This window comes from Acinetobacter sp. 24-47-67 (assembly GCF_056779735.1).
In genome coordinates, this window is record NZ_JBWYIK010000011.1 from 17,239 (window position 1) to 30,004 (window position 12,766).

General features: G+C 38.8%; 11 protein-coding genes and 4 tRNA genes. 5 read left to right on the forward strand and 10 right to left on the reverse strand.

Features of this window, described 5'->3' with window-relative positions; genetic code table 11:
- Positions 1 to 69: 69 nt before the first annotated feature.
- Positions 70 to 1,050, reverse strand: coding sequence for an aliphatic sulfonate ABC transporter substrate-binding protein (locus tag AC1M9K_RS12210; protein WP_481589421.1), 981 nt, complete (start codon positions 1,048 to 1,050; stop codon positions 70 to 72).
- Between the two features lie 271 nt (positions 1,051 to 1,321).
- Between AC1M9K_RS12210 and AC1M9K_RS12215 the strand changes: the two genes are divergently transcribed.
- Complete coding sequence (locus AC1M9K_RS12215; RefSeq protein ID WP_035265212.1) at positions 1,322 to 1,696, forward strand: hypothetical protein; 375 nt, start codon at positions 1,322 to 1,324, stop codon at positions 1,694 to 1,696.
- A gap of 50 nt (positions 1,697 to 1,746) precedes the next feature.
- Here AC1M9K_RS12215 and wrbA read toward each other — a convergent pair whose 3' ends face one another.
- Positions 1,747 to 2,343: an NAD(P)H:quinone oxidoreductase gene (gene wrbA, locus AC1M9K_RS12220; RefSeq protein WP_481589422.1), complete on the reverse strand. Its 597-nt coding sequence runs from the start codon at positions 2,341 to 2,343 to the stop codon at positions 1,747 to 1,749.
- Positions 2,344 to 2,457: 114 nt separating this feature from the next.
- Here wrbA and AC1M9K_RS12225 point away from each other — a divergent pair, with 114 nt between their 5' ends.
- Positions 2,458 to 3,702: a YihY family inner membrane protein gene (locus AC1M9K_RS12225; RefSeq protein ID WP_481586800.1), complete on the forward strand. Its 1,245-nt coding sequence runs from the start codon at positions 2,458 to 2,460 to the stop codon at positions 3,700 to 3,702.
- A gap of 38 nt (positions 3,703 to 3,740) precedes the next feature.
- Here the strand turns inward: AC1M9K_RS12225 and yddG are convergent, their stop codons facing one another.
- Positions 3,741 to 4,628, reverse strand: a complete 888-nt coding sequence (gene yddG, locus AC1M9K_RS12230) for an aromatic amino acid DMT transporter YddG (protein WP_481586799.1) — start codon at positions 4,626 to 4,628, stop codon at positions 3,741 to 3,743.
- Entirely contained in the window at positions 4,625 to 5,566 is a 942-nt protein-coding gene (locus AC1M9K_RS12235) for a DMT family transporter (protein ID WP_481589423.1), read from the reverse strand. The genes yddG and AC1M9K_RS12235 overlap by 4 nt, the downstream gene beginning before the upstream one ends.
- Before the next feature lie 102 nt (positions 5,567 to 5,668).
- Between AC1M9K_RS12235 and AC1M9K_RS12240 the strand changes: the two genes are divergently transcribed.
- Positions 5,669 to 6,472 carry an AraC family transcriptional regulator gene (locus tag AC1M9K_RS12240; RefSeq protein WP_481589424.1) on the forward strand — a complete coding sequence of 268 codons (804 nt, stop codon included), beginning with the start codon at positions 5,669 to 5,671 and terminating at the stop codon, positions 6,470 to 6,472.
- A 52-nt stretch (positions 6,473 to 6,524) separates the two neighbouring features.
- Here AC1M9K_RS12240 and AC1M9K_RS12245 read toward each other — a convergent pair whose 3' ends face one another.
- Together AC1M9K_RS12245 and AC1M9K_RS12250 are read right to left on the reverse strand one after the other, a co-directional pair.
- A complete protein-coding gene (locus AC1M9K_RS12245) occupies positions 6,525 to 7,163 on the reverse strand; it encodes a fumarylacetoacetate hydrolase family protein (RefSeq protein ID WP_481589425.1) in 639 nt (212 codons plus the stop codon).
- Between the two features lie 45 nt (positions 7,164 to 7,208).
- Complete coding sequence (locus AC1M9K_RS12250; protein WP_179999285.1) at positions 7,209 to 7,712, reverse strand: YcxB family protein; 504 nt, start codon at positions 7,710 to 7,712, stop codon at positions 7,209 to 7,211.
- A gap of 171 nt (positions 7,713 to 7,883) precedes the next feature.
- On the opposite strand from AC1M9K_RS12250, the gene AC1M9K_RS12255 reads away from it, so the two are divergent.
- Complete coding sequence (locus tag AC1M9K_RS12255; RefSeq protein ID WP_481589426.1) at positions 7,884 to 9,191, forward strand: SRPBCC family protein; 1,308 nt, start codon at positions 7,884 to 7,886, stop codon at positions 9,189 to 9,191.
- A 72-nt stretch (positions 9,192 to 9,263) separates the two neighbouring features.
- Here the strand turns inward: AC1M9K_RS12255 and AC1M9K_RS12260 are convergent.
- The 4 genes from AC1M9K_RS12260 to AC1M9K_RS12275 all read right to left on the reverse strand — a co-directional run bounded on the left by AC1M9K_RS12260 (position 9,264) and on the right by AC1M9K_RS12275 (position 10,007).
- Positions 9,264 to 9,340: transfer RNA gene (locus AC1M9K_RS12260), tRNA-Arg, on the reverse strand.
- A gap of 363 nt (positions 9,341 to 9,703) precedes the next feature.
- Positions 9,704 to 9,780: transfer RNA gene (locus AC1M9K_RS12265), tRNA-Arg, on the reverse strand.
- Positions 9,781 to 9,823: 43 nt separating this feature from the next.
- Positions 9,824 to 9,900 (reverse strand) — tRNA-Arg (locus AC1M9K_RS12270).
- A 16-nt stretch (positions 9,901 to 9,916) separates the two neighbouring features.
- Positions 9,917 to 10,007: transfer RNA gene (locus AC1M9K_RS12275), tRNA-Ser, on the reverse strand.
- Positions 10,008 to 10,269: 262 nt separating this feature from the next.
- Between AC1M9K_RS12275 and rnr the strand changes: the two genes are divergently transcribed.
- A complete protein-coding gene (gene rnr, locus AC1M9K_RS12280; protein ID WP_481589460.1) occupies positions 10,270 to 12,708 on the forward strand; it encodes a ribonuclease R in 2,439 nt (812 codons plus the stop codon).
- Positions 12,709 to 12,766 lie beyond the last annotated feature (58 nt).

Genomic DNA, 12,766 nt, shown 5'->3' on the forward strand with positions numbered 1-12,766 from the left:
TGAATGCTTTTGAAATCATTTAAATTGGATACTTATTCGTCTATAAAAATATGATTCGCGTTCAATCACTTAGTCTTTCCCAGTCCACACATGATCTTTTAAAGACACTGCATTCGGAATGAGTTTGAGCTGATAAAATAAATCTGCAATTTTTTGTTGCGCCGTGACTGTATCTGTATCGACCAGTTTGGCATAAGCAGGAATATTTCTTTTTTCTAAAACCAGTTTAGTAATATTTTCATCCAAGCTTGTACTTTGCGCCAGAATTTTTGCGGCTTGATCTGGGTGTTGATTGATCCAATCATCTACTTGATTTAATGTTTGCACAAATTTTTGGGCTTCAACCCCATGTTGTTTTAAAAATTTTGGTGAAGACAAATAGAAGCTATAAGCCAATGGCAAAGCTTTTGAATCAATAAGAACACGTGTATCACCTTTAAGCGAAGCAGCACTTGCATAAGGATCCCAAATCGCCCAAGCATCGATTGATTTTTTATCAATAGCAGCTCGTGCATCTGCAGGCGTTAACCAGACGGGTTGAATATCAGACCAACTCAATTGAGCTTGATCTAATATTTGTGAGAGAAAGTAATGCGCACTTGAACCTTGTGTAACACCAATACGCTTACCTTTTAGATCCTTTAAACTTTGAATCGTGCTGTCTTTGGGTAACAGCAAGCTGTGTGCATTTTTAGATCCATTTTCATATGCTAAATATTGAATTGGTTTCCCTGCAGAAAGTGCGAAAATTACAGGTGTATCCCCTGTATACCCCACATCTATAGCACCGACATTTAATGCTTCTAGTGTTTGAGGACCTGCCGGGAATTCTTTCCATTGAATTTTCACACCAGGAAATGCCTGCTCAAAAGTTTTATTTTGTTTTGCAACGATGAATTTAAGCGCCGCTTTTTGATAGCCAATATTCAATGTTGTTAATTTTTCATTTGATTCATCTTGCCCCTTAAGCTCAGTAGGCTTTTCTTTTGAGCATGCAATGAGGCTAAAACTCAATGTCACAATGGTGCTTAGTACAAATAATTTTTTCATTGTCTTGGTAATTTTTTTGATTGGAATAAAAAAATAAGCCAAACTTCGAAAAAAATTAAATCACTATTTTCGCTTAGTTATTCAGTTCAAGATCTAAGCCATCCTGCTCATAAAATACGGTTTTATCCTTAAAAATTAAATTAATCTATTTTGAAATCAATTTTTTATTTTATCTGGCATTACAGTTTTTCTACATTCGGCCATGTTGTAACTTTAAGTGCAATGCTAGAATCTTTTAAATAAATGGATGTATAGATTAGAGCAATCCTAAATGACTGAAAACTTAGAAATACACTGCCCAAAATGCGGTTCAACTGATATTGAAAAACGCAACCATGAACAATTACTGCAAAAAACAGGTGGTGTTCTTCTTTCCGCAGCGGGTACAACTGCGGGTACTGTGGGTGGTGCTGCATCAGGGGCTTCTATTGGTGCTTCTATTGGTGCTGTTGCGGGCCCTTTAGGTGTAATCATGGGTGGCACAATTGGCACTTTTGTTGGTGCAATCAGTGTGGGTGTGACCGGTGGCTTTTTAGGTCATCGTTTTGGAAAAAAAGCGGGAGAAATCGTCGATAAAAATGTTTTCCTCGATTACCAATGCAAAAAGTGCAAACACCGGTTTGAACAAAAACATATTTCAAAATAAAAGTGAGCGAGAAGCTCACTTTTTTATGCATGATAAAATAATCTTTAAAATTATTTCTTTAACATTTGCAACGCCACTTCACCTAATCGTTTCCCTTGCTCGATACACAGTGATTTTTCATCTTGGCTTAGAGATTGATCGTGTCTAGGACCACTGACATGTGTAGCACCATAAGGTGTCCCACCTGATTTTGTATTCGATAAAGCTGTGTTGGCATTGGTTAAACCCAAAATCAACATTCCATGATGAAACAAAGGTGGCAACATGGTCAGTAATGTACTTTCCTGCCCGCCGTGCATAGAGCCCGATGAACCAAATACACAGGCAGGTTTATTATGCAATGCACCATTGAGCCATAAACTCGTTGTTTGATCCCAAAAATATTTCATTTCTGATGCCATATTGCCAAATCGAGTTGGTGATCCTAATGCAAGTCCCGAACAATGTTGAAGATCATCCAAAGTCGCATAAATATCGCCCTCCTCTGGAACACTTGGTGCTGCTTCGGTCACCACTGTTGCCAACTGTGGAACTGTTCTAATTTTCGCAAGCATTCCAGTAGATTCAATTCCTTGAGCAATTAAATGTGCCATTTCCTTGGTTGAACCATATTTGCTGTAATACAAAACTAGAACATATGCTTGCATAAAAAGATCATCCAATGAAAAAAGAAAACTATACGGTATTTTTTTTAAAATTTGGTTAAGCTGTGCAACGAACGTACAGAATTTTAACTAAAAAATACTCGAGACTCATTATTTATGGCGGAAATCTTAAAAAAGTTACCTTTCTACAATAAAACATGGTTTCAGTTTATTTTGTTTGTACTACGACGCTTTGAAGCTAACAATTGTCGTGAGCAAGCAGGCTCTTTAACTTACACCACACTTTTCGCTGTCGTGCCGATGTTGACCGTATTCTTGGTTATCATTTCATCGATTAAAGCATTAGAACCTGCTCGGCAACAATTACAACAATTGATCTACAGTAATTTTCTGCCTAAAACCAGTATCGCGTTTGACAAAGCATTGAATGCATTTACTGACAATTCGAGCAACTTAACCATTATTGGTGTGCTGTTTTTATTCTTTACCACAGTAATGATGCTCACTAGCATTGAGACAGCATTCAATCGTATTTGGCGTGTGACAGAAACGCGTAATGGCATTATTGGTTTTATGCGCTATTGGACCATCATTTCACTGGGACCAATCCTGCTGGGTTCGGCTTTTGTGATTTCATCGACTTTAGCGTCTATGAACATCCTAAGCAATAATTTTGCAGGTTATGAATTGAATGGCACGTTTATTTTATGGGTCATCTCATTTGCACTCACCGCATTTGGTTTTTTCGCCTTGTATTGGACGATTCCAAACCGCTCTGTTCCAATAAAAGCAGCCATGATTGCTGCGATTTTTAGTGCTGTTACCTTCGAGTTACTGAAAAATTTATTCGGCTTCGTGATGACTAACTTTACCAGTTATCAGTTGGTTTACGGTGCTTTTGCAGCAGTTCCAATTTTCCTGTTGTGGATTTATCTCTCTTGGAACATCGTACTGCTTGGTGTTGAGATAAGTTATGCCCTCACAGCATTTCATACAGGTAAGACCGAAACGCGCCATCCAATTCTCATGCTTCTAGATATGCTTGAGTTATTCTATAAAAAACAAAAACAAGGTAAAACCGTAACCGATCTGGAGGCACTTGATATTTTAGGACGCGGTGAAATTGGCCGCTGGCCTAAATATGTCAATCTATTGGAACAGCAGAATATTATTAAACGTACAGATAATAATGAATATGTTTTGGTTAGAAATTTAGATCATCTTGATTTTTGGTCATTTTATAAATCATTGCCTTATACGCTACCTGATAAAAATGATATCGGACAAATCCATGAAGATGACGTATGGATGAACCGTATTGGTCCAGCACTGATTGAAGCTGATGATTATCTGGCTGCAAAGCTCTCCGTACCACTATCGACCATACTTGAAGAAAAATAAACTCTTGCAATAAGAAAAGACCTCTACAGGTCTTTTTCTTATTTCATAGATGGACTATATGGACGTGTAGATTTCCAACAAATAAGTGCGCCTAAGGTCACTAAGACACAACCGATCCAAAAGCTCATTAGAGGTTGCACATCTAGAATCAGCATCGACATCAGACTTGAAAAAATGGGCATAAAATACGTTGCCAAAATTAAAATTTTGAGATTCCCATATTGCATGCTTTGGTTCCAATTGCTATAAGCCAAGCCAATTAAGCTGCCAATGACTACAACCATCAGCCATGTCATCAAATTCAGCTCAACAAAGGGTTCTCGCATCACAAAATGTACAGCCCACAACCCAACTGCAGTCATTAGAAAAAGAAATGGAACAGCATTATGACCTTCTGCATATTTCTTGGTAAATATACTGTACAAAGGCCATAGTACGGCGCCAATGAAAGCAAATGAGTACGCCAATGGATTTTCAAGCACGGCCACCAATATGCGTTTCGGCTCGAGAATATCTGGATTAACAACCATCATTAACCCAAGAATGGCACATGCAAAGCCAGCAATCACCCAAATATTCGCGCTCAATTGCCGTGCAAGAATCGAAAATACAATCAGCAAAGGAGGCCAAAGATAATTAATCATTGCAATAATTAATACCTGTTCTCGATGCGTTGAAAGTGCAATCGAAATTAAAAACAGGATCTCATAGCCAACAAAAAGAGTACCACAGCCCAATAGGTATTTTTTAGGCATGAGTGAAAGCTTGGGAAAACCATTTTTCCATAACATGAACAATGCACTAAAACTATAGATCAGTGCCACCGCCTGTACCGGGCTTAATGATTCAGTTACAAGTTTCACCACCGCAACCAACGAGGCCCAAATCAAAATCGAACTTAATCCCAACCATGTATACTGATTCAATGGAGTGCTCCAATTCTTGCGCTGATTCGATCAAGATAAATTCTCAAATAGCGGTGCAAAGACACAATCATAATCCCTGCAAGAACCATACAAGAACCGACCAAGAAACTCGTTTCGATCTCCTCATCTAATAGCCAGACACCGAACAACATGCCGAACATGGGAGTCAAAAACGAAAACACACCTAAGCCATTTGCTAAATAAGTTCGTAACAACCAAAACCATAGCAGCAAACTTAAAAAAGACATGACAACCGCATGAAATGTTAAGCTCAGAAACGTCAGTTGTGACCAGCGCACATCTGCTTGTCCAGTCCAAAAAGCTAAGGGTAATAAAAAAATAAAGCCCCCAAGCAATTGATAAAATAATGTTTGAGTAGGCGGCGCCTCTGAAAGCGTTGAAAATTTTAAAGAAATCGTAGTCAATGCCCACATCATCCCCGCCATTAGAGCAAGAAAATCTCCCCATAAAATATGGCTGAGTTGGCTCTGAGCTTGATCACGCACTAAAAAAGTATAAGCGATGCCAAAAAATGCGAACCAAATACCAAACCACTGCAGATTATTCAATTTTTCAGCTTTGACTTTCCAATGTAAGCCTAAAGCCACAAAAATAGGCGCGGTATAGAGCAGAACAACAGTGTGCGCAGCACTAGTGTACCTGAGCGCCTCAGCAACCAAATAAAATTCTGCAGAAAATAAAAAGGCTAACCAAATTCCAGGAACAACATAACGGTAATGGAACAGTTGTTGCACTCGTTGTCGATACAATAATGGAACGACAAGCAAGGTTGCCAAACCACAGCGCAATGCGATTTGCATCAGAGGACTAATATCAGTAGCTGCAAGTTTCAAGATAATTTGCTGTAAACCCCAGACTAAACACAATACGATCATTAAGCTTGACGCCTGAAGGTCAAGACCTCTTCGCTCACCCATGAGTGGCACTCTTCACACAAACAAGTCGTCACTATACTGCTGACTGAATTAGAATATATAATTCAAAACAGACAACAAATACATTTATTCAGGCAATTTAATATGCCAAAACGCCATCCACATGAACCATTCGTTCAGTTAGATAATTATGATCATATCCAAGAGAATCTTTGGCTAACATTCCGCAATGATCCAGCCCATTCGGAATATCCTAAACACGGTCATGCATGGGGCGAATTTATCTATGCATTTGATGGTGTAATGGAAGTTCATATTAATCAAAATCAATATTTAACACCTCCGCCCTACGGAATTTGGCTACCGCCGCATCTGCATCACAGCAGTATTAATCTCACAGCTGTTTCTCATGCCACCTTATACGTGCATGAAAGCCTGTGTGATGCACTGCCCAAACAAGCAGGTATTTTACTAAGCTCCCCCTTAGTGACGGCGCTACTCAATGAACTCAGAAAAACTTATTTCAAACATGATCAACCCGAATATCAACGACTTTTAATGGTTTTACTGGATCAATTAAAAAGCTCACCCCTGCTCAAAAGCTACTTGCCCCATTCTGATCATCCTGCATTACAAACGATATTTACCTACATCCATGAGCATCTCAGTGATCAGCGTCCACTGAGAGATTATGCTCAAATGGTGAATATGAGTGAGCGCACTTTATCTCGCCTATGTGAAGCTGAAATTTCGATGTCGCTCAATGAATGGCGTCAACGCTTTAAAATTACACGAGCATTAAGCTTATTGTCTGAAAATAAAACTGTTGAACATATTGCTCTAGATTTGGGCTATGCCAACGCCTCAGCCTTTATCAATATGTTCAAACGTTGGATGCACATCACGCCCCAACAGTTTCGTAAAAACATCAATTCAGACAATCTCTAGCCATAAAAAAAAGGATGAACCATCATCCTTTTTAATTGAGCTTGATGCTTAATTACTGCACTTGCGTAGTCCACACAAAATCTTCATTTAAGCCAGTCAAAGTCATTTTGAGCTGATCACCCGATTCTAATGGTCCTACACCTGCAGGCGTACCCGTCATGACAACATCACCAGGCATTAAGCTAAAGTTTTGACTGATTTCTGCCAAAAGCGCTCCTAATTTAAAAATCAGTAAACCCGTATCGCCATGTTGTCTAAGTTCATCATTAATTTCGAGCTTAAACTGGACTTGATCTAATGCTGGAACCTGATCAAGCGAAATCCAATCTGCCAAAATACAAGATCCATCAAATGCTTTCGCACGTTCCCAAGGTTGTCCTTTCTTTTTAAGCTGATCTTGTTGATCTCTTAAAGTCAAATCCAAACCAAGGGTGACTGCACCTACTGCTGCTAATGCCTCTTTAGGATCCGTAACGTTTTTGAGCGGTCGATCTATTCGTAATGAAAGTTCACATTCATGATGACACTGTCCCAATGCACGATTCCAATCAATCCCTTCTGCTAAGGACACCAAGCTACTCGGCGGCTTGATAAATAAGACAGGTTGATCAGGAATCGCATTACCTAATTCTTGAGCATGCGCAGCATAACTGCGACCGACACATACAATTTTTGATGGAACTGCACTCATGAAAATCTCTCTTATTTATAGTTTGAGTAATGAACTCATCAAAACTTAACGTTTTTGGAATGTATTTTCAAACAGTGTTCTGTCTACATCAGACTCAAATGCACGTTTTGGAATAATGACAACTGTATGATTTTTGAGTTCAAGCATATAGGTCAATTTACCCACTACAAATTTTTGTACTTCACCGTAGGCAAATGCTTGTTTAGGACGACCACTTGAAAAAAGTTCAGCAGAGTTTTGAAACAAATCGATACCTTGTTCAGTCTTACCAAATTGATATTTTTCAAACTGACGCTTGAACATCATAGGTAAGAACCAGTAACGCATAACGATTTGTAAAAAGATAAAGAACGTGCCTAAAGCCACGTAATAGCGTCCTACACCCTCTAATCCAAGATAAAGCCCCCAAATGACGATCGCAATACTGACAAGTGGCGTTAAAAAACGCGTAAATTGTTTTTTGCCAAAAGTAGCTAATGCAAAACCATCCTGAGACTCTTGTAAATTTAAGAAGTAACGGACAGATAAAACTGGTTGAGTATCAGACATAGGGTATTCAACAAACGATTTTCTTAAGCAAAGATATTACACCACTTTACGTGAAATCAAATTGTCGTTTTAATGAATACTGTTGATTACATCATCGCACTATTGATAGAAGCATCACACGATTTAGAATGACACAAAATAAAAAGTCTAAATTCATAGTTCAGGATGAAAATGAAATACTTTAACTATCGAGCATTGTGCTTAAGCCTTATTTTTATACCTAGCTTGTCGTACAGCGCGATTATTGAATGGAAAGAAAATATACCCAGTGCGTTAAAACCATTCCAAAATAATAGTACCGAACTCGCCAGCATCACCAAAGATCAGATTCTCATCTATGCACACCCGAATACCCAAACATCTATTCCGACACGCAAAAAACACCCCAATCCAAATGTGAAGTTCACATCATCTGCCATCGTATTGCCTGTTAATGAAGAAAAGGTCGCCAAAACGCTTTCACAGTTTGAAAATTTTGTTGGATTATTCCCGACATTGAAATCAGCTAAAATATTAGATCAAGAAAAAAATATCACTCAGGTTCAATATAAAATTTCCATTCCAACACCGATACCAGTGCTCAACTTTAATGAGACCATAGTGTTTCAGCATCATATTGAAGGTAATAGTATTTCGAGCTTGATTGTGGATGCACCTGTTCCTTATGGTCTAGGAAAATTTGAATGGTTCAAATTGGATCAGAATCATACCCTTCTAACCCTAACGCAATGGGGAGATTTAGACCAACCTAAAGGTTTTCTATTTAGCAAAGTTCTGAATGCAGTGCCTGAAGCAAAAATGGGAATTCCAAGTGGTACACATGCATTTTTACTTGAATCAATTCGAAAAAAATTAACAGCGCCTTCTTCGAGTGCACTCAAACCAGGGCAATTTCCATCCGACCAATTAACGACAAATCAATTAGCCAAAATCGCACAAATCAGTCGTATCACCGAACACCCTGTAAGTTTTGTCCATACACCGACAACTGTGCCTTATCAACACGGTGCCGAATCAATGCGTTTTGTGACGACGTATCAGTATTATTCACAACCAGTGCAACAACTACAAAAATGGACACAGCCTGTACATTATAAAAAGCTGTTTCCCCGCCAACTCAAATCTATTGATATCGAAACCCTAAAAGACCAAACGCAGTTGGCAGATTTTAAAGTTGAACTCGGATTAGGAGTTATTCAAATTCCATTCCGTTTTAAACTGAATTTTAGCTTTCCTCAGTCGAATCAGAATAGTTTTTATGCTCAAGGGGGTGATCTGAAATACATTAAAGGAAAAATGCAATTTGATAAGTTTCAACAAGGTACTTTATTGAAAATGACGAATGCAGGAAAAATAGATGAAAAAGCACCTTTCCTGATTCGTGCAGCACGGAGCTTGCCTTATCATGATGTGCTCCCTACAGTTGGGGCGAATGTCGTCTTTGCATTGAAAGTCAAAAACGAAGAGCAGAAGAAATAAGAAAAAATAGACACAAAAAAACCGCAATTAAGCGGTTTTTTATCTTTTTTTACATCTTAGAGATGATCAAGTTGGTGCGCTCAGAGAGATTCGAACTCCCGACCCCTTAGTTCGTAGCCAAGTGCTCTATCCAGCTGAGCTATGAGCGCGACGTCTTGATGAAGTGCATTATATATGAATATTATTATTTGTTAAGTACTTTTTAATAAAATTTAAATCAAGCGAACAGTATTTATACGTTAATGTAAATTATGCCTAGATAATCAACAATTTAAGAGATGGTCAACAAGATCAATCCAAATTCCAAACAATCATGAGTTGGATTGAGGATGTTTTTATAAGAGCTAATATCTATTAATTAAAAAATAATATGTGCAGAAATTCTAAAATTTATTTCTTTCTTAAGTAGCTAATAAAAATATGATGATTTATAGCATCACTTTATTCTAGACACAAAAAAACCGCAATTAAGCGGTTTCTTCTCTTTTTTTACATCTTAGAGATGTTCAAGTTGGTGCGCTCAGAGAGATTCGAACTCCCGACCCCTTAGTTCGTAGCCAAGTGCTCTATCCAGCTGAGCTATGAGCGCGTACTTGAGTGTCTTACGACTTCGTTACATCGATTAACTTGATTGGTGCGCTCAGAGAGATTCGAACTCCCGACCCCTTAGTTCGTAGCCAAGTGCTCTATCCAGCTGAGCTATGAGCGCATTTCAAGTTTATCGTTGGCGGTGAGAGAGGGATTCGAACCCTCGATACCAGTAATAGGTATGCTTCCTTAGCAGGGAAGTGATTTCAGCCACTCATCCACCTCACCGTAACGAGACGCCATAATACAAACTTCGTCCCTACTCTTCAAGTGAGAATTTAAAAAATTCTATGTTTTTTGTTCAATCATATATTTTTTAAACAATTTTCAGGTTTTTTACCTTTAATCTGCATTAATTTCACTTTAATGCTGTCTATTCTGCATCTCTTTTATAATTTATGAACTAAAAACACTTTATTGCAATCATTTACGTGCAGTATTTCTCATCATGTCTTATGCTAAACATATCTTCTGATATGAAGCCAAAGACATTATGAAAAATTGGGTCGACCCTGAAGCCAAAGCGGAAGCTGAACGTTACGATAATCCTATTCCAAGCCGTGTTCTGATTCTAGAAACGATTGAGAATAAGAAAAAAGCATTGTCTCATGCAGACCTTGTGGAACACTTCGAAATTGCGGATCAAAAAAGTATTGAAGCACTTAGTCACCGTTTAAGTGCGATGGTTCGTGATGGTCAATTGACCAAAGAAGGTTATAAGTTCCAGCTTATGGCAGATCAACCTGTTCATGATGCGACCATCTATATCAATAGCAAAGGTTTAGGGGTTGCGAGTATAGATGGTAAGAAAGAAGAATATTTGTTACCTGAGCGTGAATTACGTCAAGTCTTCCATGGTGACCGAGTTAAAGTTCAACAGACCTCTGTTGACCGTAAAGGTAAACCATGGGGTTTCATTACTGAAATTACCCAACGACGCGTCAAACAAATCATTGGGAAACTCGCAGAATATGAAGGTGAATACTTCATTCAACCAGCAAATCCAAATGCGCATCAACCAATTACCTTAGAAAAAGAACTCATTGCGCATGCGAAAGCTAAAGTTGGCGATTCTCTTCGAGTTGAAATTGATGATTTTCCAAATCGTGAAGAGTTTGCTACAGGTCATATTATTCAATCTATGGCCGACAAATCTGATACTGAAATTATTATTCCTCAAACCATTTTAGAATATGGTTTACCTTACGAATTTCCAGAAGAAGTAGTTCAAGAAGCTGAAAGTTTTAAAGAACCGACAGCACGAGATCGTCAAGGACGCATTGATTTAAGAGATTTACCCTTAGTCACAATTGACGGTGAAGATGCACGTGACTTCGACGATGCTGTCTATGCAGAAAAACGTCCTGGTGGCGGCTATCGTGTCGTGGTCGCGATTGCAGATGTCAGTCATTATGTTCGTATTGGTAAACCTTTAGATGATGAAGCACAAGAACGCGGTACGTCTGTGTACTTCCCTCACTTTGTCTTACCGATGTTGCCTGAAGCACTTTCAAATGGCTTATGCTCACTCAATCCAAATGTAGATCGTCTATGTATGGTCTGTGATTTGAATTTAAGTCGCGCAGGTAAAGTCACAAAATTTGAATTCTATCCGTCGGTGATGCACTCTAAAGCACGACTCACCTATGACCAAGTTGCAAAATATTTTGAAGGTGATAGTCAAGCTGTACCTGAAGATCGTACAGTGCGTAAATCACTGAATACATTATTCCAACTTTACCAAGTATTAAAAGGTTTACGTGCAGAACGCCATGCAATGGAATTTGAAACCGTTGAAACGTACATGACCTTTGATGAACTTGGTGGAATTAAAGAAATTCTTCCAAGATCACGTAACGATGCTCATAAACTCATTGAAGAATGTATGTTGTTAGCCAATGTCGCTGCTGCTGAATTTGCTTTAAAACACGAAATTCCAATGTTGTATCGTGTGCATGAGCCACCTGAATTCTCACGCATTCAAAAAGTTCGCGACTTTGTTAAGTTATTAGGTTTGAAATTCCCTGATCAACCTACGCAAGCGGACTACCAAGCGGTCATTGAAGCCACTAAAGACCGTATTGATGCGCCAAGTATTCATGCTGTGCTTCTTCGCTCCATGATGCAAGCTTATTATGGGCCAAATAACGCTGGTCACTATGGTTTGGCGTATGAGGCATACACTCATTTCACCTCTCCAATTCGTCGTTATCCAGATTTACTATTACATCGTGCTATCAAAGCACACCTGAAAAATAAACCTGCACCAGTCTCAGGTGGCGCACTAGAAGAAGCCGGTAATCATTTCTCAGCAACAGAACGTCGAGCTGATGAAGCTTCTCGCTCAGTGACCACTTGGTTAAAATGCCATTATATGCAACAGCATCTTGGTGAAGAGTTTGTTGGCGTCATTAGTGCTACGGCTGAGTTTGGTCTATTTGTCACTTTAAAAGATTTATATGTCGATGGTATGGTCCATGTAAGCCAGCTTGGCGATGACTTCTTTGTCTTCGATCAAGCGAGTCAAAGTTTAGTTGGGCAAAATCGTGGTCAGACCTTCGGTTTGGGTGATGAAGTACGCATCAAGGTTGCAGGTGTCAATTTAGAAGAACGTAAGATTGATTTTGAATTGATTCAACAACTCAGCCATGCAGGTCGCGCTATTCGTAGTCGAGCACCACGTGTCGTGAAGGAAAAACCGGTCACCAAGCAAGAAGCGTTAAATCGCATGTTGAATGAGCCTCTCGAACTCCTAAAAGATAAAGATGAAAGCGGTGAGCGCCCTGTTCGTAAGAAAAAGTCCAAGGCAAAACCAAGCTCTTATACTAAAAAATCAGACAAAAAATCTGATGGAAAAGTAAAAGACAAAGCGAAAAAGAAAGTTAAAGTGAAAAAGAAAAAGTCGAATGCGAAAGCTAAATTAGACTAAATCTTTAAAGAGCGCTACGGCGCTCTTTTTTTTAAGCTTTATTTTTTAATCTATAATC